The organism is Cohaesibacter gelatinilyticus (assembly GCF_900215605.1).
In the GTDB taxonomy this organism is placed as follows: domain Bacteria; phylum Pseudomonadota; class Alphaproteobacteria; order Rhizobiales; family Cohaesibacteraceae; genus Cohaesibacter; species Cohaesibacter gelatinilyticus.
On record NZ_OBEL01000003.1, the window covers coordinates 138,351 to 158,382 of the forward strand.

16 protein-coding genes and 1 tRNA gene are annotated in these 20,032 nt (G+C 50.0%); 6 read left to right on the top strand and 11 right to left on the bottom strand.

Annotated elements, in window-relative coordinates:
• Nucleotides 1–97: 97 nt before the first annotated feature.
• The gene (locus tag CRO57_RS14500) at nt 98–1,375 is read right to left on the bottom strand and encodes a ubiquinone biosynthesis hydroxylase (RefSeq protein ID WP_097154200.1); all 1,278 of its coding nucleotides are present in this window, start codon (nt 1,373–1,375) and stop codon (nt 98–100) included.
• A 188-nt stretch (nt 1,376–1,563) separates the two neighbouring features.
• On the opposite strand from CRO57_RS14500, the gene tesB reads away from it, so the two are divergent.
• The 5 genes from tesB to ppa all read left to right on the top strand — a co-directional run bounded on the left by tesB (nt 1,564) and on the right by ppa (nt 6,875).
• Nucleotides 1,564–2,433 (top strand): acyl-CoA thioesterase II, encoded by an 870-nt coding sequence (tesB, locus tag CRO57_RS14505; RefSeq protein WP_097154201.1) that lies wholly within the window; start codon nt 1,564–1,566, stop codon nt 2,431–2,433.
• A gap of 349 nt (nt 2,434–2,782) precedes the next feature.
• A complete protein-coding gene (locus CRO57_RS14510) occupies nt 2,783–3,121 on the top strand; it encodes a P-II family nitrogen regulator (protein WP_097154202.1) in 339 nt (112 codons plus the stop codon).
• Nucleotides 3,122–3,182: 61 nt separating this feature from the next.
• Complete coding sequence (locus CRO57_RS14515; RefSeq protein ID WP_097154472.1) at nt 3,183–4,517, top strand: ammonium transporter family protein; 1,335 nt, start codon at nt 3,183–3,185, stop codon at nt 4,515–4,517.
• A 328-nt stretch (nt 4,518–4,845) separates the two neighbouring features.
• Nucleotides 4,846–6,072, top strand: a complete 1,227-nt coding sequence (locus tag CRO57_RS14520; protein WP_097154203.1) for an ammonium transporter — start codon at nt 4,846–4,848, stop codon at nt 6,070–6,072.
• 278 nt (nt 6,073–6,350) lie between these two features.
• Nucleotides 6,351–6,875, top strand: coding sequence for an inorganic diphosphatase (ppa, locus tag CRO57_RS14525; RefSeq protein ID WP_097154204.1), 525 nt, complete (start codon nt 6,351–6,353; stop codon nt 6,873–6,875).
• 127 nt (nt 6,876–7,002) lie between these two features.
• Here the strand turns inward: ppa and CRO57_RS14530 are convergent, their stop codons facing one another.
• The 9 genes from CRO57_RS14530 to CRO57_RS14575 form a co-directional block, all read right to left on the bottom strand.
• Complete coding sequence (locus tag CRO57_RS14530) at nt 7,003–7,281, bottom strand: YggT family protein (protein WP_097154205.1); 279 nt, start codon at nt 7,279–7,281, stop codon at nt 7,003–7,005.
• Nucleotides 7,282–7,704: 423 nt separating this feature from the next.
• Entirely contained in the window at nt 7,705–8,418 is a 714-nt protein-coding gene (locus CRO57_RS14540; RefSeq protein ID WP_097154207.1) for a glutamine amidotransferase, read from the bottom strand.
• Between the two features lie 2 nt (nt 8,419–8,420).
• On the bottom strand, nt 8,421–8,885 hold the full coding sequence (locus CRO57_RS14545) for a tellurite resistance TerB family protein (RefSeq protein WP_097154208.1): 465 nt from the start codon (nt 8,883–8,885) through the stop codon (nt 8,421–8,423).
• 248 nt (nt 8,886–9,133) lie between these two features.
• Complete coding sequence (locus CRO57_RS14550) at nt 9,134–10,258, bottom strand: DUF1513 domain-containing protein (RefSeq protein ID WP_097154209.1); 1,125 nt, start codon at nt 10,256–10,258, stop codon at nt 9,134–9,136.
• Nucleotides 10,259–10,260: 2 nt separating this feature from the next.
• The gene (locus CRO57_RS14555; protein ID WP_210200881.1) at nt 10,261–11,304 is read right to left on the bottom strand and encodes an imelysin family protein; all 1,044 of its coding nucleotides are present in this window, start codon (nt 11,302–11,304) and stop codon (nt 10,261–10,263) included.
• A 78-nt stretch (nt 11,305–11,382) separates the two neighbouring features.
• Nucleotides 11,383–12,939: a di-heme oxidoreductase family protein gene (locus tag CRO57_RS14560; RefSeq protein ID WP_244580104.1), complete on the bottom strand. Its 1,557-nt coding sequence runs from the start codon at nt 12,937–12,939 to the stop codon at nt 11,383–11,385.
• Nucleotides 12,940–13,133: 194 nt separating this feature from the next.
• Nucleotides 13,134–14,402 (bottom strand): imelysin family protein, encoded by a 1,269-nt coding sequence (locus tag CRO57_RS14565; protein ID WP_097154474.1) that lies wholly within the window; start codon nt 14,400–14,402, stop codon nt 13,134–13,136.
• Between the two features lie 550 nt (nt 14,403–14,952).
• On the bottom strand, nt 14,953–16,335 hold the full coding sequence (pbfA, locus tag CRO57_RS14570) for a (R)-1-hydroxy-2-aminoethylphosphonate ammonia-lyase (protein ID WP_097154211.1): 1,383 nt from the start codon (nt 16,333–16,335) through the stop codon (nt 14,953–14,955).
• Nucleotides 16,336–16,694: 359 nt separating this feature from the next.
• Nucleotides 16,695–18,602 carry an acyl-CoA synthetase gene (locus CRO57_RS14575; protein ID WP_097154212.1) on the bottom strand — a complete coding sequence of 636 codons (1,908 nt, stop codon included), beginning with the start codon at nt 18,600–18,602 and terminating at the stop codon, nt 16,695–16,697.
• A gap of 508 nt (nt 18,603–19,110) precedes the next feature.
• On the opposite strand from CRO57_RS14575, the gene CRO57_RS14580 reads away from it, so the two are divergent.
• Nucleotides 19,111–19,749: a hypothetical protein gene (locus CRO57_RS14580; RefSeq protein ID WP_141401252.1), complete on the top strand. Its 639-nt coding sequence runs from the start codon at nt 19,111–19,113 to the stop codon at nt 19,747–19,749.
• 159 nt (nt 19,750–19,908) lie between these two features.
• On the opposite strand, the gene CRO57_RS14585 is transcribed toward CRO57_RS14580, so the two are convergent.
• A tRNA-Thr gene (locus CRO57_RS14585) sits at nt 19,909–19,984 on the bottom strand.
• Nucleotides 19,985–20,032 lie beyond the last annotated feature (48 nt).

Consider the following 20,032-nt stretch of genomic DNA (forward strand, 5'->3'; position numbering starts at 1 on the left):
ACGCCGACAGGCAAAACCCGTCGACACACAATTTTAGGGCCTCAAAAATCAAGCATTTTGGGCTTGATCCGGCCTCAAGCGACACAAAAAATCGAGCCTAAAGAGCGTCACCACGCAACAGCTTTGGTACATCACCGCGATTACCTGCCGCTTCTTCGATGAAATAACGTTTCAGGCCAGGCAGACGATCGACAATACCAAGACCGAAATCGCGGGCATGACGCAGGATATCGCTCCTGTTCGAGAAGAGCCGGTTCAGCAGATCACAAGTGATACCCATTTGAACAGTATCGAAACGACGCCAGCGCTGATAACGCTCCAAGACATCAAATGCACCGATATCCTGACCCAATCGCGCAGCATCCACCAGAACCTCGGCCAGCACGGCCACATCCTTGAAACCAAGATTGAGCCCTTGCCCCGCAATTGGGTGAATGCCATGAGCGGCATCTCCAATCAGGACAAAACGCGGGTCAATATAGCGACGGGCCAGTGTCATACCCAATGGGAAGCCCTTGCGAGGGCCTAGCTCTTTCAACTCACCCAGCTGTTTGCCGAAGCGGCGCTCCAGTTCTAGCGAGAAGGTGAAATCATCCATATCCAGCATACGCTTGGCGTCATCCGTCCGCTCGTTCCAGACAAGTGAGGAGCGGTTTCCAGTCAAGGGAAGAATGGCAAAAGGGCCAGCAGGAAGAAAATGCTCAACCGCCCGTCCCTCATGAGGACGCTCATGCTCAACGGTGGTCACAATACCCACCTGATCATAATCCATGCGCACAACCGGAATGCCAGCCAGATCACGCAAACGGGACCGAACCCCGTCGGCTGCGATCAAAAGCTTGGCCGTGCAGCTGTGACCGGACTCAAGCACAACAGAGGTCATGCCCCCTTCAATGGCAAAATCCTTCACGCTATCACATTCAATAAGATCAACGCCTGCTTTCAGTGCAGCATCAGACAATGCACCAACCATCGCCCCGTTGGGCACCATATAGGCAAATGGCTCACCTTCTGCTGTCTCCCCTTCAAAGGTCAGGAAAATCGGCCGCACAGGGTCGGATACCTTGCTGTCAGTCACGATCATATCGCGAATGGGTTCGCTGGCAGGACCGATTTCACCCCACACACCGAGCCGATCCAGCATCTTGGTAGCAGCGGAAGCAATGGCAGAGGCGCGCTCATCCTTGCGAAGACGCTCAGAGGGCTGCGGATCCACGACCAGAACCTTTAAATCACTGGCTTGCGCAATAGAAAGGGCCAGCGACAATCCGACATAGCCACCACCGGCAACAACAATGTCATAATGCTCTTTTGGTGCACTCGCATGGCCCGCATCAGCGGATTTTGCTTGTGTTTGAGCTTTGGTGTCGGTCATCCGAAATTCCTTTACCTTTGCGTAAATGTCATGCACAGTCAAAGCAATCACATGCCTTATACGCACTCGCCCTCTGTCAGGACCAAACCAATCATGTTAAAGCAGACCATTCCAATAATGGCTGCATTGATTTGACAACAGATCGGCTTGCAGATTTGTAACTCACCTTGAAGGACAGCACACCCATTATGTCTTCGGCTGTAGATAAACTTCTCACCATTCTTGATCTGGAACCGCTTGAACACAACCTGTTTCGTGGTCGCAGCCCTGATGATGGCTGGCAGCGCGTCTTTGGCGGACAGGTGATCGGTCAGGCTTTGGTTGCCGCCTCTCGTACGGTCGATCCGGAGCGCGAGGCTCATAGTCTTCATGGTTACTTCATGCGCCCGGGCGATCCGAGCGTACCAATCATCTATGAAGTGGACCGCATTCGCGATGGGCGTTCTTTCTGCACCCGCCGCGTGGTCGCCATTCAGCATGGCAAAGCCATCTTCACCATGGCGGCGTCCTATCACAAGAAGGAGCCCGGTCTGGAGCATCAGATCGATATGCCAGATGTGCCGATGCCAGAAGATCTGCCCAATGAGCGCGAATTGGTCGAGGCCTTCATGGCCAAGGCCCCGGACAATATAAAGGCCTATTTCCGCAAAGAGCGACCAATCGAGCTGCGCCCCGTCAATATGGAGCATTATACCAGCAACAAGAAATTCAAGCCCATCCAGAATATCTGGGTCAAGGTCAACGGAGATTTGCCGGATGATCCAGCCATCCATCGCTGCGCGCTGGCCTATCTCTCAGACATGACCCTGCTTGATACCAGCCTCTTTGTTCATGGCCGCTCGGTCTTCAACAAGGATGTTGCACCGGCAAGCCTGGATCATGCCATGTGGTTCCATAGCGATTTCCGCGCGGATGAATGGCTTCTCTATAGTCAGGATAGCCCTTCCACCTCCGGTGCACGTGGTTTCAATCGCGGCTCGCTCTATACAAGAGAGGGCAAGTTGATTGCCTCCGCTGTACAGGAAGGCTTGATCCGGATCATCGATAAAAAGGATTAATCTTTCTCATTTCCAATCGATTTGAAATCAAAAATTTCTGATCAAAGATTAAGCAAAATGAATATCCCGCTGGTGTCCGGTCAGCGGGATTTTTTGTGCATATTTTTTGCACTGCAATTAAATTGCGCACATTTTTTCAGCACTTCCCATAATACCAGCCAGCCTTGATTCACACATCAAGAAACACAAAAATTAAAATTTATCTTTATAAAACAATTGCTTGGAAATTAATTTTTCAAATTGGCACGGCTCTTGAAGAGAGGATTGGCAACAGGTCATTGCCCGATTGCCTCGTTCAGAGCCTCTCGCCAATGGCCCCCCTCAAAACCGAAACAGGGAAAGTCAGGCCATGAAATTCATCACTGCCATCATCAAACCCTTCAAGCTCGACGCCGTACGCGACGCACTCGCTGCAGAAGGCGTCGAAGGGGTCACTGTCACCGAAGTCAAAGGCTTTGGACGCCAGCGCGGCCATACCGAGATTTACCGCGGCACCGAATATTCCGTCAGCTTCCTGCCAAAACTGAAACTGGAAATTGCCGTTACCGCCGACAAGGCTCCCGGCGCCATTCAAGCCATTCGCGAAGCAGCGGCCACCGGCCAAATCGGTGACGGCAAGGTTTTTGTGTTCGATCTGGAACATGCCATGCGCATCCGCACTGGCGAAACCGATCAAGAAGCACTCTAAGGCGCGCTCCCACCCCTTTGCCAATTTCTCGCCAAAGCGCGACAACCAAAAGATCAATACCATGAAAAAGCACATTCTACCCGTAACCCTTGGTCTCTTTGGCCTTATGAGTGGGCCACTATTAGCTCAAGACGCCACCACAGCCGCCGCAGATGCAGTGACATACGCTACCGCATCTGACATCAGCTATATCCTCAACACGCTGCTCTTCCTGATTGGTGGCTTCTTGGTCATGTGGATGGCTGCTGGCTTTGCAATGCTTGAAGCTGGTCTCGTCCGCACCAAAAACGTCTCCATGCAATGTCTGAAGAATATCTCGCTCTTTTCTGTTGCAGGCATCATGTTCTGGCTGGTTGGTTACAACCTGATGTATGAAGGCGTCGATGGCGGCTTCATGGGCACGCCATTGCCAAAAGACATCCCGGCTCCCGGCGACGATTCTGGCGATTATGCAGCCGCTTCTGACTGGTTCTTCCAGATGGTCTTCTGCGCCACCACTGCTTCCATCGTGTCCGGCACCATGGCAGAGCGCATCAAATTCTGGCCTTTCATCATCTTCACCACCATCCTGACCGGCATTCTCTATCCGATCACCGGTTCCTGGGAATGGGGTGCAGGCTGGTTGGATGCCAAAGGCTTCTCTGACTTTGCAGGCTCTACCCTCGTTCACTCTGTTGGTGGCTGGGCTGCTCTTGCTGGCGCCCTGATCCTTGGTGCTCGTAAAGGCAAATATGCTGCTGATGGCCGCGTGATCCCACTGCCAGGTTCCTCCATGCCACTGGCAACTCTTGGTACATTCATTCTTTGGCTCGGTTGGTTCGGCTTCAACGGTGCATCCCAGCTCGCTATGGGCACCATTGAAGATGCTTCCTCCATTTCGCGCATTTTCGCCAACACAAACATTGCCGCGGCTGCTGGCGTGGTCACCGTGGTGATCCTCACTCAGATCCTCTACAAGCGCATGGATATTTCCATGGCTCTCAACGGAGCCCTGGCTGGTCTGGTTTCCATCACCGCTGAACCACTGATGCCAAACCTCTTCCAAGCCGCCTTCATCGGTGCGATTGGTGGCGTGATCGTCGTCTTTGTTGTCCCTCTGCTCGACAAGCTGAAAATCGATGACGTGGTTGGTGCAATCCCTGTTCACTTGATCGCTGGTATCTGGGGCACCCTGATTGTGCCTCTGACCAACTCTGATGCAACCTACGGAATTCAGCTGCTTGGCGTTGTTGCCATCGGTGCCTTCACCTTCATCGCCAGTGCGGCGATCTGGTACGGCCTGAAAGCCACCATCGGAATCCGTGTCTCCGATGCAGAGGAAGCCATGGGTCTGGATAAGGTCGAAGTCGGCGTCGAAGCTTATCCAGAATTTGGGCAAGGCAGCGCTAGACTATAAAATAGCAGCGTAATGGGGAGCTTATCACCCTCCCCTTCAGCCTTGACCCCAGAGGGGGAAGCCAGACAGGATCTCCAAACATCCTGTCTGGCTTTCATTTATCTGCTTACTTTCCCCGCACTTGCCTCACAAACTGTTTAAATTTTAAGCAAAAATATCAATGCCTATTTTTTAGACATTTCATCATTTCTGAACTAAGTTTTTGAAATATTATAGAAATCAATTTTTCTGCCTAATTGGCATACATCTTGAAAGCTAAAATCCCCGAACCAATCAGTTTTGCGTAATTCTTAGGCATTTTGCCAAGAAATATACAAGGGGAATATCAATGGAAGGCCAATTCACTGGGGCAGATGTCTTCTTCGTACTCTTAGGGGCAATTCTCGTCTTCGCGATGCATTCCGGTTTTGCCTTCCTGGAGGTCGGAACCGTTCGTCACAAGAACCAGGTCAATGCCTTGGTCAAGATCCTGGTGGATTTTGCCATCTCTACCGTCGTCTATTTCTTCTTTGGTTTTGCCATTGCCTATGGCACCAGCTTCTTTGTCAGCGCCAGCGAACTATCCGGCGCAGGCAGCTCGGGAATATTCGAAGCCAAAGGCCTGACCCTGGTGAAATTCTTCTTCCTCACCACCTTTGCAGCCGCGATCCCCGCCATCATTTCCGGTGGCATAGCAGAGCGCATGAAATTCGCACCACAATGCTTCGCAACTGTTGCACTGGTTGGCGTGCTCTATCCCTTTTTCGAGGGCCTGATGTGGGGTGGCAATTTTGGTCTGCAAGGCTGGTTTGAAAGCGCTCTTGGTGCTCCATTCCATGACTTTGCCGGATCCATTGTCGTTCATGGCGTCGGCGGCTGGATTGCCCTTGCCGCAGTCATGCTGCTAGGTGCCCGTATCGGTCGCTATACCAAAGACGGTCGTCCGATTGGTATCCCTCCTTCTTCCGTGCCATGGCTTGCCCTCGGTTCCTGGCTTCTGTGTGTGGGCTGGTTCGGTTTCAATGTCATGACCGCTCAATCTCTGGAAAGCATTTCCGGTCTTGTTGCCATGAACTCGCTGATGGCCATGGTCGGTGGCATTCTGTCTTCCCTCGTCATTGGTCGAAATGACCCGGGCTTCATTCATAACGGTGCTTTGGCTGGCCTTGTGGCCGTTTGTGCCGGATCAGACATCATGCACCCAATCGGCTCACTTTTTGTCGGTGGTGTTGCCGGAGCAATCTTCATCTATGCCTTCAATCTGGCGCAGAACAAACTCAAGATCGACGATGTGCTTGGTGTTTGGCCTCTCCATGGCCTGTGTGGCCTTTGGGGCGGCATTGCAGCTGGCATCTTCGGATCCACCGCTCTGGGTGGCATGGGCGGCGTAACCTTTGCCTCTCAATTGGTGGGCAGCCTGATGGGCGTAGCCTATGCTTTTGCAGGAGGATATCTGGTCTATGGCGTCCTGAAAGCAACCACCGGTATTCGCCTCTCATCCGATGATGAACGTATGGGTGCCGATTTGGCCATTCACAAGATTTCGGCCAATCCGGACACGGACATCATGCGCTAAGAGAATTGCACTCCCCGCAGACAGCTCTTTGCTATGAGCTGTACTTAGGTGGCATGAGATGAGACCCTCATGTCACCTTTTTTCTTCAATTCAATCCATTTTCTGGACAGCCTCCGCACTCATGCCTCCCTTTATTAAGCCAGCTGTCCACGCCTTTTCCAAGAACAGGACTTTCTGCCAGTCCTAGACCTAAGGTTTGTCTTGCCAAGATCCCGACAACCCCCTAAACCGCTATCAACACAGTTTTCTATCGACCCTGTCCGAATGGAGAGACATTCATGAATATTAGCGAAATCCCAGCTGGCAAAGACGCACCTGAAGACATCTATGTTGTGATCGAAGTGCCAAAGGGTTCTTCTGTCAAATATGAAGTTGAAAAAGACTCCGGCGCTGTCTTCGTGGATCGCTTTCTCTTCACCCCAATGGCCTACCCATGTGATTATGGCTTTGTTCCAAACACTCTGGCCGACGATGGTGACCCAATCGACGTTCTGGTCGTAGGCGACGCACAGCTGAGCCCAGGCGTTGTGATGCGTGCTCGCCCGATTGGCGTTCTGATCATGGAAGATGATGGAGGCAAGGACGAGAAAGTGGTTGCTGTTCCGCATTCCAAATTGACCAGCCACTATGATCACATCAAAACCTATGAAGATCTTCCAAAGAACCTGATCGAACAGATCAAGCATTTCTTTGAGCATTACAAAGATCTCGAGCCTGGAAAATGGGTAAAGATTGAAGATTGGGCAGGCCCTGAAAAAGCCAAGGAAATGATCCAGACTTCCATCGACAACATGAAGAAATAATCTTCGAAACATTTGATTTGAAAAGGCGCGACCCAACCAGGATCGCGCCTTTTTTGTCTACGCATTCCATAAAAAGATAAGGGGCCATATGGCCCCTGCTCATCAATATATTCATTTGCACAGGATCTTAATAGATACCGGTTCGCAACAGATTGCGAATGAAGAAGATAGCAAGCAGCAGAACAATCGGTGACAAATCCATTCCGCCCATCGGAGGCAGGAAAGCACGAATGCGAGACAGAACAGGCTCGGTCAGCTTCCAGCACAGTTCATAAATGCCAGCAACAATCTGATTGCGCGGATTGACAATATTGAAGGTAAACAACCATGAGAAAACGGCGCTTGCAATCACCACATAGGTATAGAGGCTCAAAACAAGGTCAATCAGATTAATAACAGCAGTCATAATGTCCTCAGCAAACCTAATGCAGGCAAATCATTTGAAAGGTCAGGATCCTGAACCCCGGCTCACCTTATCCATGTAGCGAGCTGTAGCCGCTCCTGCAAGACCTCACGGGCAGGAAAAACAGATAGACACGATTTTAGGCTAAAGAGAGCTGCAAACCGGACGGGCCCAACAGGGCACGCAAAACAAATCACCACCGGACCCATCCAGATCGCAAATCTGGCTACGCAAAACCAAATGCCAGATGACAGGAATTTTGCAAGGAGCGTGCCAGATCAGGCGGGTGGCAATGACAACAAGATCTTGTTTAAAAAATGACCTCAGGCCCAGATATAGGGTTTTATTACCCTTTGTTAGGCTCTCATATCGTGCAAATTGCAATAGAGAATTTGCAATCTGCGAAAGGGCAAAAAATGATGGAGATTACTTCTGGTGATCTGAAGCCTGTCCAATCCATAGATCAAGAAACTGAACCAGCCAGCGCTCAACTGCCGGATCAAAAATAAAACGATTTCGAAAATGATCATGTCGCTGTTTTGCACCCGGTAATTTCAAACGTTCCGAAGCTTTCACTGTCCAGCGATTCATCATTGCGAGCGTCACTTCAGGGTGAAATTGCAGCCCATAAGCTGCTTTTCCATACCGAAAGGCCTGATTGGCAAACAAATCTCCCGTCGCCAGAAGCTCCGCATCCTTGGGAACGGAAAAACCCTCGCTGTGCCATTGATAAACCCGTTCTGGCCATTCCAGCATCTGATCGCCCGCATTTGTGGCATGAACCGGATAATAACCGATTTCGACCTGACCATCTGTTCGAGCGGAAACCGATCCACCCAATTGTTTGGCCAACATTTGCCCACCAAGACAAATGCCAAGAAATGGTGTATCGGCCTGCAAGGGAACATGAATCCAGTCAATCTCGCGTTTGACAAATGCATCCGGGTCATTCGCACTCATGGGACCACCAAAAATAACGGCACCCGCATGCTCATCCATATGAATGGGTAGAGGATCTCCAAAACGAGGACGGCGAATATCAAGATGAAATCCGCGCTGTTCCAGCATCCAGCCAACCCGGCCTGGAATAGATTGTTTCTGATGCAGAACAACCAGAATTTTAGGTTGATCGATGGTCATCCCTATTGATCAACCTGCTGTGCCTGTACGGATTTGCGAAGACGAATGCGATCACGTCTGGACACTCCCAACAATTCAGCTACCCGCCAGACAAGATTGTCTTCAAATTCGTGAATATACCCGTCAGCCAGAACCAATTCCCACATCATTTCAATGATCTGGGCACGTCCATCTTCATCGAGATTACGTTTCAGAACGGATGTGAAATTATAAAGATCAACCGCCTCATTGTCACGCTCACGCGCAATATCAATCAATGCATCGGTTTCATCATCGCTCAGCTCATATCGGCTCTTCAGAATAATGCGCAATGCTTTTTGCTCAGCGTCATCCACCACACCATCGACACTGACAAGATGCACCAACAAAGCAGCAGCCGCGATGCGATAATCCCCATCAGAGAAAAGGGTTGCATCATCGTCTTCAGCTGACAAACCTTTGAAAAACTGCATCAAACTATCAAACATATTCCGTCCTATCTTTTCGTACAAACAGGCAAACTCACCTGACCGCAAGCTCAGTGTAATCGGTCTTCTGTTAAGATAAAGATAGAAAGAAGGCGATATCAATAAGGCCGCACACGCAAAAAAAGCGTGATTACCGCGCGTTCCTGAAAAGTTGTAGACTTTTCAGACAAGAATTCGCATGGAGAAAGCGCGTTCCTGAAAAGTTGTAGGGTTTGCCAAACAAGAGACGCTTGCACGTGGGAAGGGATTTACAGAGCAATCATGTGATTATCAAAAGCCAACCCGGACTGATGATGACTGACCTCAAAGGCTGATTCTGCGGGCAATCCAACCCGGCCGAAATCACCTATACCATTGCTCATCACAAAACCTTTGCCCCATGCGGCGATTCCGCACCCATCACGCAAGGCTGTTTCGCCCAGATAGGTGCCTCGCTCCACATCCCAATAGAGCACCTTGCCACCACGCGGACAGGACGTAGCAACCAGCGAGCCTTCGCCATTACACATGACCGAACCGACATAGTTGCGAAGAGAATAAAACAGATCTTCCGGGATCTCGCTCATACGCACTTCGCCATCGCGCTTGTAGGAACCAATCAAAGGCACTTCCTCGGTCAATTCCCCTTGATGCTGACAACCAAACCAGACACGCTGATCCTTATCGATGCTCATATGGCGAATGGATAGCTGGTGCAGATCAGCGGGCAATTCCATCTGATCCAGCAAATCGCCGCTGGTTATATCAACAAAAGACAGATTGGGTTTCATATCATCAAGATTGAGCTTCACCCGGCGATAATCAGGATGGGTCATGATACCACCATTGGCAACTGCCAAGGTCTTGCCATCCCCCATCAACAATATTTCGTGCGGTCCTACACCATGGGAGAAATGCTCACCAATACGCTTGAAACCAGCCTGCACATCATAGATGCCAATCACTCCATGGGTAATGTCATCTTTATCTGTGAAGGCATTCTCGGCAGCATAGAGAAGTTGACCATCAATCGAGAATGCCCCATGACCGAAATAGTGGCGATCTTCCCGCGCCCAGATCAGGTTAGGCTCAGACCCATTTGTCGGAATGGCCAGCATGAAACGCCCCGGACGACGGGCAAAAGCCACAACCAGATCCCCTTTTGGGGAAACCGCAACATCATGACCACGATCCTCCAGCGGATAGGAAGCAAGAGGGATACCCGCTTCATCGAGCAACTGGACAGCAAAGCTCTTATCTGCCAACCGTACTGCACTGGCAAAAAAGGCTTTGGACTGCGCAGCCAGATCTCTTGGCAATCCAATCAGTCCACTTATCAGAGCCACACCGCCAGCGGCCAACAATTGCCTTCGATCCAACTCCAATGCAGACATGATCAATCCCCATCCAATGAATTGAAGCCGATCACCAAAGCAGCGCCAGCCGCATATTCAGAAATCATCATCTCACCAAAGCCACGCACCACTGTCTCCAGATATTGGAATTGCTTGCGCCCTTCCTCGTCTGTGACAGCCTTTGGCATGCCGATCTCGCCAAGTTTCTTCAGCGTCTTGCTACCATTTTTCAACTCGAACTCAGCCCCGTTGATGATCCACCAAGCATCTTCATCCAACAGCATTTCGAAATCAGCTTCATGGATCAATTGCCCGGCATGATCCAAACTGGATTGCATGGAAATCAGGCTTGCACCTGCTCTGCGGAACATGGCCTTTTTGGGCTTGGCTTTTCTCAACTCTCTACCAACAACAGGAAGCAACTTCACATCAGTAAAATATTGACCATTCGTACCCAGGGCTTTCACCAGTTCGGCGACCACTTCCTTGCCTTCACGATAAACCGGATTGTCTTTGCCTGGCTGGGTGAAGGTCTTGCCAAATCCATCCATGGACCAGGCTTTCACCAAATCCGAGCTGGTTGCCACAATATTGCCTGCGATGGCATACGCAAGCTCACAACGATAAGCGCCTTTTGCATCACCTTTGGTCCAAAGGCTCTCATAACCCTCACCAAACAGCGCATATTCCAGAGCATTCAATCCTTGAAATGCCACCGATCCACTTGCTAGAGCCCCCGGTTCCAGACGCTTGGCATCCTGATCATTGATAGCACGGCGTACTTTTTTCAGCGCAGTGCCTTTGCGATCGGGCCAAAAGAGCAGGCGATGAAAGCGGTTCTCGGATTGCATCGGACCGAAACGCAGGAATTCTACCGCGCCCCACTGATAGACAAGACGGCCAAAATCTGAACGTACAGCATCATGAGCCTCAATGGACGGACTGGCACAGAAGTCTTTGATCTGCGCTTCCATCCGTCCAGCCTGACCTTGCAGACCTTCAAATGATGGCAAAATGTAATTGCCATAGGCCTTTTGAGCGACCTTCTGATAATCCGCCTCCAAAGGTGCAGCAGCTGCAGGCATAACCAGCCCTCCAGCCATAACCAAACCCAATGTTGCGGATATCCATTTCGCCATCATCAATGTCCCAAATTTCATCCCTTACAGGGAGTTCAAAAATGCGAGCAACGCATCTCGTTGTGTCTTTTGCAAACCAACCACATGGTCACGAGCGGATTGTGCTTCTCCCCCATGCCATAGCACAGCTTCCAGCAAGGTGCGCGCCCGCCCGTCATGCAAAAAGGTCGCATCAGGAGCAACATTCTGTGCCAAACCAATACCCCATAACGGAGCTGTGCGCCATTCCGATCCGCTGGCATCACCAATCGGGCGATTATCTGCCAGATCCGGCCCCATATCATGGAGCAAAAAGTCGCTATATGGCCAGATCAACTGGAACTGATGCTGTTTCAAGGCAGCATCACGCCGGGTGACATATTTTGGCTTGTGACAGGATGCGCAACCGGCCTCATGGAAAACTTCTTTGCCCATCAGCACCTGCGGATCGTCGACATCGCGCCGCTCCGGCACCGCTATATTGGCCGTATAGAACACCATCATATCCATTGGCACTTGCGGAATTTCCAGTCCACCCAGATTTTCCTGTCCGCCATGCGGGAAGCGTTTGCAGATTTCCTGAGCGTCCGTGCAATCTCCAAAATGGGAAGGAAGAATAGGAACAGACAGACCAAGATCACCAACCGATGCATGAGAAGACTGCTGATAAACGTTAGGCTCGGTTGCTTTCCAGCCAAAACGGCCAGGCATGATCTCACCACTACGCTTATCTTTCACCCAGTTGATCTTGCCCGAAATGCCATCGCCATCGTTATCGTCAGGATCTGCATTCGCCTGCAGATCACTTGGATGAATGGCATCAATCAGGCCAAGACCAATCATGGCTGTCGCTACGCGAGGAGACATCATCATCTCATCACCCGGATCACCATAACCGAAGTCTCTCAGCTGGAATGTCGGCTTGCGCAACTCAACCACTTCACCATCAGCCAATTCCACCGGAACTGTCTCATAACGCACATCAACCCGCGCCTCTGGCGGCAAACCTGGAAGCGCCCGATCTTGCAATTGCCCGCCATAAACGGGATGTGGAATGGCGTTGGCAACCTTACTAGCAAGGCTCGCTTTTTCCTCTTCGGTACTTGCTGGTACCGACAGGCGGATCAGGAACGTACGCGCATCAATCTCACCCGGTTCAGGTGGATGACCGCGGCCATTGGCCGGATGGCAACGCAAGCAAGAGCGTGCATTGAAAAGCGGCCCCAAACCATCTGACGCCTTGGTCGACGCGGGAGATGAGACCCAGAGTTTTTTGAAAATGGAGAAGCCAAGCTGGAACCATTGCCGATCTTCGCGGCTCAATGGTTTGTTGGCTTGGGAATAAGCTTTGGCAGCAGGCTCGGCACTACCAGTCGCTTTGCCAGCACTCAGAGCCTCGAACGGCTCGGATTTATCGAAAGAGGTTGGCCCTTTCAGAATTGCTTCAACCTTGGCCAGATCAGCGTCTGACAAATCATCACGTCCAGAAGACGCAGATACGGGAGCAACAACAGAAAGGTTCGAGAAAGCGACCAGCGAAAGAAACGCAGCGCCAGACATCAAACGTGGGATGCGTTTGATGAGACACAATGAGGGTGCCATGTCTTGGTCCTGAAGATAGAACAGCTTGCAGAAATCTCGGCCCATCCCGAATTTACCCCTGCAAGTGAAAAGGTTTCTCATCCAACCGCCCCGGTCCGAAAACAATCCGTTCGATACCACCTTCACAGATCATTTTTCAACGATGGATGAACCAAAGAAAGACGGGCTGGAAAATCCAGCCCGTCTCATCAATCTTATTCAAAAACAGCTTTTGGATTGTCCAGGCTGTCAGAGCCTTCCAGCTCGATTTTACCCAGATCCAGCTTAGCAATGACACGCTCGATGGATTTGGTCTGGTCAACGAGGCTATCGATTGCGGCCTGAACCACAGCGTTACCTTCTTTGTTACCTTCACCAATCATCTGGTCATAAGCTTCAACTTTCTCAGCACGCTCAACCATTGCAGAGAATGCCTTGTCGGAAGCCATCAGCTTGCCGGACAGTTCTTTGGACAGGCCAGCATCAGAAGCAGCTACCAGGTCTTTCAGGCTTGCACCTTCAACCATGGAACCATCAACACGCTTGTAGGAACCGTTATAGACATTGAGGATGCCTTTCACGTCATAATAGTGAGAATTATGCGTGTTGTCGGAGAAGCAATCATGCTCTTCTTCTGGATCGTTCAGCAGCAGGCCAAGCTTCATACGCTCACCAGCCAGCTCGCCATAGGACAGGGAGCCCATACCGGTCAGCATACGGGTCAGACCACCTTGGTCACCCTGAGCCATCAGGTCTTTGCGAGCTTCACCACCTTCGGTCCATGCCTTGGTGATGCCTTCCAGATCGGAAATCATCAACTTGGATGCAGCCATCAGGTAATCGATACGACGATCGCAGTTACCGCCGGTGCAGTTTTTGGTGTCGAAATCAGACGCTGGACGGGAACCTGCACCTTTGCCAGTACCATTTACATCCTGACCCCAGAGCAAGAACTCGATAGCATGGTAACCGGTCGCAACGTTTGCTTCATTCTCAGCAGCTTCGTGCAGCTTTTCACCCAGCAGCGCAGGAGTGATTTTGGCAGCATCAACTTTTTCACCATTGATGGTGAGCTCGGTATTGGCGATCACGTTGGCGGTGAACAGAGCATTTTCGTCTGACTCGGTGCCATAATAGTTTTTGTCGGTATAATCAATCAGACCTTCATCGAGAGGCCATGCGTTTACTTTGCCTTCGAAGTCATCAACGATCGGGTTACCGAAACGATAAACTTCGCTCTGCTGATAAGGAACACGAGCAGCCAGCCAAGCAGCTTTGGCTTTGGTCAGATTCTCTTCGGTTGGAGCTGCAACAAAAGCTTCCAGTGCCTTGTCCAGGGCTTTCGCTGTGGTCAGAGAATCGTCGTAAGTTGCCTGTGCGATATCAGCATAGGTTTTCAAAACATCTTTGGCTTCCACAGCAAATGCGGAAGCACTCAACATCAATGCTGGCACAAAAGCTGCCAGAGCAAGGGTCTTTTTCATGTCTCTCTTGTCCTCATGAAACAAAAAATCAGGGCCAATCACGATCTGCCGGATCTTTCCGCCAGCAGTTTCATCATAAATTCCTAGTCATCGGATAGCGGGCGATGTGCGTCAGATGTGGTCTCATCTTTTTCGGGAGCCAAGCTCACCTCTTTATTGGGACCAAAAAACCTGGGTTCGTAAAAACAAAGCCCAACCATCTTCTCAAACGCGCCGTAAAAATCGCTCATCTCTCCTCCAATCCATCAGGGTTCAAGGCCCTGCGCTCAAAGGTTTCTGAATATATTTCTCATATTTTATTACTGAGAGTGATTTGCAATGTCAATAAAAATACCTGCAAAATCAATAGTTTGGAATTATTCTAATTTCATGAGTTTAAAAAGCAGGATTAAAAATAAAATATGAATAGTATCAGCAACTTAATTCCGTCAGAAAAAACACGTACAAATCAATCAGCTCTGGAAATCAAGTGGAAAACAAAAAAGGGGCTGAAATCATTCAACCCCTTTTCCTGCCCAAAACACCCAAAACCATCATCTTCATTGCAAGATTAACGATCTGCGGATAACTGCTCCAGCGAACTTTGCAAACAAGACAAGGCGAAATCCATCTGGTCTTTGGTAACAATTAGTGGCGGCGTCCAGGTCAGAATATTGCCCATGGTGATCTTGAAGGACAGCCCCTGCGAGAGACAGCGATAGAAGATTTCTTCCGCAAGGTCATTGGCTGGTTTCTTGCTGACACGATCCTCGACCAACTCAACCCCGATCAGCAATCCACGCCCGCGCACATCCCCTATCACATCAAAGCGCTCTTTCAACTCTGCTAAGCGTTCAAGGCAATAATCACCCATCAAAGCAGCATTCTCTACCAAACCTTCTTCTTCAATGATCTGCAAGGTCGTCAACGCCGCCCGACTGGTAACCGGGTTTTTCTCATGAGTATAATGACCAATTGCAAAGGACTCACACACATCCAACTCTGAGCGCACCAGACAGGCGGCAATTGGCAGGATCCCTCCTCCTAAGGCTTTGCCCATGACCAGAATATCCGGCTCCACCTCATCATGATCGCAAGCAAACATGCGCCCGGTTTTGCCAAGACCCGTCGGGATCTCATCGAAGATCAGCAAAGCCCCATAATCATTGCACGCTTGCCGTACGGCCTTCCAGAACCCCGTGGGCGGGATATAAGGGGCAGCACGGGCAGGCTCGGCAATGACAGCTGCCACATCTCCTTCCCGTTCCAGTACATAACGCACCATATTGGCACAGGCGAGACCACAGCGCTCCAGATCATCATCGCTTTCAATATTCAAATGGCCATAGGGGCAACGATAACAGCCAAAAGGAGCAACATGCTCTGTGCCCGGTAGCAAAGGTCCCGCAATATGGGAGCGAAATAGCGCTTCACCGCCAACACTGGCCGCACCAAAACCAGCACCATGAAAGGAATCCCAAAAGGAAATGGTCTTGAACCGCCCCGTAGCCGCCCTAGCTACTTTCAGCGCAATCTCATTGGCATCGGACCCGCCAGTCGTGAAGAGCAGTTTTCCAAGGCCTGAGGGAGAAATATTCACCAGCTCTTCCGCCAACTCAGCCGCAACATCACAAGCATAGCGACGCGGAGCGAAGGGTAACTGATCCATTTGTTCGGAAATGGCAGCTTTCAGGCGGGGATGCCCGTATCCGATATGATGCACATTATTGCCATGAAAATCGAGAAAACGCCGCCCTTGCTTATCTTGAATATAGGCACCTTCTGCTTTCTCGATTGCATTCATGCAAGGGGTCGAAACCGACTGCCGCATAAAATATCGAGTATCCTTGGCCACCAGCGCCTGCGTAGGCGCATGGGTCATGGAAGCATCCCACAAAGTTCGGTGATAAGATTGATTGGATTCCCCTTCTCCCAGGGTAATTCGATGGCCCATGATGCGATCCCAAGTGTTCAAAGTTGAGCGGATCCTGCCGAATACAAATCAAGACCCAAATGATACATGGCAAAACAGGGTTACTGGTCCTGCACCCCGTTTCCATTAAATTCTCATAGTACCGATTTAAAAGTCTCTAGATGAAACTTTTAGGCTGCATGTCACGCCCTCTTCCCCTCCCAAACCACCCGATATTACCCTTGTGGGTGGTTTGGGAGGGGAAGAGGGCCTAGCCTAGGACTTTCAAATCAGGCTCATAGAGAAAACACATGATACTTTTATGACTATAGGAAAAAACTATAGTTTAGGGAAGCGTTCCATATTTTTTATGAGGATGGAAGCTCAACACAATATATGAATTATTGAGTTCCCTCATCTTGCCATTGCCAGGGAACAACATATTGTCCAAGCAGCTGGGATATCTGTTCTCGTTCCTCTTCTCCAGCGATGGAAAGACAAGCAATCAGGCCACGCTTCTTGTCTTCGACCACTTTCATGACGCGGCTTTGCAGTCCAGCCTCATCCAACGCCTCATCATAAATGCGAGTGATTGCCAATTTACGCAAATCAGGTTTGAATATCTTGCCAACAGCCGTTTTGGGAAGCTCAGGCAGGATTTCAATATATTTTGGTACCGCAGCCCGCTCATGGATGTGGCGTTTGCAATAAGAGCGCAGCTCATCCATATCAACGCTCGCCCCTGCAACCAGCTCCACATAGGCGCAAGGCAATTCACCAGAATGTCTATCCGGCTGACCAATTGCACCGACAAAAGCCACAGCCTCATGCCCTGCCAACGCCTCTTCGATCTCGGCAGGGTCGATATTATGGCCTCCGCGGATGATCAGATCCTTGGCACGACCCGTGATCCAGATATAACCATCAGCATCAATGCGACCCAGATCTCCGGTTCGCAAATACCGATCATGATGAAAGAGATTATGGTTCTTGTCGGACTCGGTATAAGTAGACCCGGCAAAGACACCAGGATTATCAATACAGATCTCACCCACTTCATCAACACCACACTCTACCGGGCCATCAGGGGTATGATTGAGAATTTTTACGCTGGTATAAGGAAAGGGCAAACCGACCGAGCCGATTTTTTTCTCCCCATGGATTGGATTACAGGCCACCAAACAAGTTGCCTCGGTCAAACCATAGCCCTCGATAATGCCAACACCTGTCGCCTGCTCGAACCGGCGATAAAGCTCAACTGGCAGCGGAGCAGAGCCGGAAAAGGCAGTTTGAACACTGGAGACATCCGCATCAACCGGACGCTGCATCAATGCTGACAAGGCGGTCGGAACAGTGATGATGAAGCTCACCTGCCAGCGCTCGATCAATTTCCAGAAATTATCAAACACTCCCTCCCCGCGATATCCCTGAGGAGTGGGGAAAATACCATGGGCCCCAGAGGCAATCATCGACATCACAATCACATGACATGCAAAGACGTGAAACAAGGGCAAGGGGCACATGAGATTATCCTGCTCGGTAAAAAGCAGTGTATGCCCAATCCAGCCATTATAGATCATACCTGAATATTTATGCTGGGCCACCTTTGGCATACCAGTCGTTCCACCGGTATGAAAATAGGCTGCCACCCGATCACCCTCACTATCTTCGAAGGTCAAGCGATCCGAGGGCTGACTGGCCAATGCCTTGTTGAAATCCAGCAGATCCACATGGTTGCGTTTGGATTCGGGATTTTTCGGGCGGATCAATGGCACAATGAACTTCTTGATCCCGGTCAGATAGCCCAACAGATCCACTTCCAGAACCGTACGCACATTTGGAGCATGCTTGACCGCCTCTGCAACTTTTTGCGCAACATCAGTCTTTGGAAAGGGCTTCATGGTCACGACAACCTTGGCATTGGTCTCGCGCAGGATCGCTCCGATCTGCTCTGCTTCCAGCAAAGGATTGATCGGATTGGCAATCCCGGCCACCGTGCCGCCAATCAGGGTCACTGCGGTCTCCAGACAATTGGGCAACACATAAGCAACCACATCCTCTTCTCCCACACCAAGCGAGCGAAAGAGATTGGCAGCTTGCGTCACCTTTCCATGAAACTCGGACCAACTAAGCGTTTGTGAAGGATCATCAGCACCGGAAAAAAGCTGATAGGAAAAGGCAGGTCGCTCACCAAACCTGAATGCTGTCCTCGACAGAAATTCATACATGGTTCGCGCAACTTCACGCTCCTCCCATGGCATTTCATTCTGAACAGTCAGGACATCATCAAGCGTGGCAAAGTGAACCATATCATTTCCTCCTCCGCTGCCATTGATTGTTTTTGTTCAGGTGATCAAGCCAGCAACGGATTATCTAACCCCAAAGGATAGAAGGCAGATTCCCAACGAGCAAGAGCGAAGGGCAGATTTCTTACCCGCAGCGCGAGCAACCCGAAAGAAACTACGAATACTTTTCCAAGGAATGACTTTTCACGACGATCAACCCAACTTCACGCCGTCGGCAATCTGACATATCTGCGATGTCTCATTACCCACTATTAAATACACGATCGTCCGGTATCAAAGTCCAAGACAACAAAGACAAAGATAAAGCTCATCATTCAAGCAGATTGCAGTGATGCAGAATGCTTTGGGATTGTCCTTGAAAAAACCTCTCATTCCGACCGAAAGCCATTCGCCAAGAAAGCATCTCAAACCAGATAATTGAGTTAAATTTATTTTAAAATATATAAAAATTATTGTTTTACGATAATTATAGCCATATAAATCACTCAATATATAACATCAGGAGACAGAAATGCCTTTTTCGCTTTCCCGGTTTTTATGCATGTTAATCGCAGGAATGTCCGTGGCTGGCTGTAGCCATATGCCGGTTACAAGCATGATCAAATTATCTCGTATGGATATTTTGGAAACAAATCCTGCTGCAATCCGCATTGCGGTACGCACACCCAACCATATGCGCGTCATGCCTGACAGCGCATTGATCATAATGGCAGGCATCATAAACTCGAAACAAAAAGGTGGTTCGACACAGCCTGAAATAAGTGAAACTTTCGTTCTGAAAAAATCGCCGGAACATACGCTCCCACCCGAATTGGCAAAAGAACAAAAAGCCGATACCCTAATCGAAATCTTCCGTCTCCCACCCGAGGCAATCCTCCGATGGGCAAGATTCCGCAACAATTTCAAGATGCTGGAATCCCAGCACGGCGATGACATGGAAGGATCCATGTCTATAACTGCGGCAAGCTGCAACTTGGGTACCAGCTCAGATAAAACTGACACCAAAAAGAAATCCTATCTGGTGACAATTTATCTGAAACCATCCAGTCAGGAAGATTTTTTCCCATTTCTACGAGATGTGGATCTGAAAAAAGAAGCAGATCTGGAACCGCTCACGAAAAACCTTACCGCCTGTCCATCTCAAGAATGAAAAAACCAGAGATCCAGGCTCTGGACCCATCAATTAAGCGAATTCTGCGAGAACAGTTTTTGCCATTGGCAAGGAGGAAAATAACAGAGAAGGTGAGAACAGAAACCTCGAACCAAGCCAAACACTTTGGGTGGGTGGGTAGCAAAGCGCAAAGAAAGATGGTGCCGCTGATAGGACTTGAACCTACGACCCACGCATTACGAATGCGTTGCTCTACCAACTGAGCTACAGCGGCTCACCAAACTGGGTCTGGAAAGACCCTTAAGATTGCAGAAATGACTGT

Coding starts and splice junctions, on each gene's coding strand:
- CRO57_RS14500 (WP_097154200.1), bottom strand. CDS start 1,375: ATGACCGACACCAAAGCTCAAACACAAGCAAAATCCGCTGATGCGGGC.
- tesB (WP_097154201.1), top strand. CDS start 1,564: ATGTCTTCGGCTGTAGATAAACTTCTCACCATTCTTGATCTGGAACCG.
- CRO57_RS14510 (WP_097154202.1), top strand. CDS start 2,783: ATGAAATTCATCACTGCCATCATCAAACCCTTCAAGCTCGACGCCGTA.
- CRO57_RS14515 (WP_097154472.1), top strand. CDS start 3,183: ATGAAAAAGCACATTCTACCCGTAACCCTTGGTCTCTTTGGCCTTATG.
- CRO57_RS14520 (WP_097154203.1), top strand. CDS start 4,846: ATGGAAGGCCAATTCACTGGGGCAGATGTCTTCTTCGTACTCTTAGGG.
- ppa (WP_097154204.1), top strand. CDS start 6,351: ATGAATATTAGCGAAATCCCAGCTGGCAAAGACGCACCTGAAGACATC.
- CRO57_RS14530 (WP_097154205.1), bottom strand. CDS start 7,281: ATGACTGCTGTTATTAATCTGATTGACCTTGTTTTGAGCCTCTATACC.
- CRO57_RS14540 (WP_097154207.1), bottom strand. CDS start 8,418: ATGACCATCGATCAACCTAAAATTCTGGTTGTTCTGCATCAGAAACAA.
- CRO57_RS14545 (WP_097154208.1), bottom strand. CDS start 8,885: ATGTTTGATAGTTTGATGCAGTTTTTCAAAGGTTTGTCAGCTGAAGAC.
- CRO57_RS14550 (WP_097154209.1), bottom strand. CDS start 10,258: ATGTCTGCATTGGAGTTGGATCGAAGGCAATTGTTGGCCGCTGGCGGT.
- CRO57_RS14555 (WP_210200881.1), bottom strand. CDS start 11,304: ATGCCTGCAGCTGCTGCACCTTTGGAGGCGGATTATCAGAAGGTCGCT.
- CRO57_RS14560 (WP_244580104.1), bottom strand. CDS start 12,939: ATGGCACCCTCATTGTGTCTCATCAAACGCATCCCACGTTTGATGTCT.
- CRO57_RS14565 (WP_097154474.1), bottom strand. CDS start 14,402: ATGAAAAAGACCCTTGCTCTGGCAGCTTTTGTGCCAGCATTGATGTTG.
- pbfA (WP_097154211.1), bottom strand. CDS start 16,335: ATGGGCCATCGAATTACCCTGGGAGAAGGGGAATCCAATCAATCTTAT.
- CRO57_RS14575 (WP_097154212.1), bottom strand. CDS start 18,602: ATGGTTCACTTTGCCACGCTTGATGATGTCCTGACTGTTCAGAATGAA.
- CRO57_RS14580 (WP_141401252.1), top strand. CDS start 19,111: ATGCCTTTTTCGCTTTCCCGGTTTTTATGCATGTTAATCGCAGGAATG.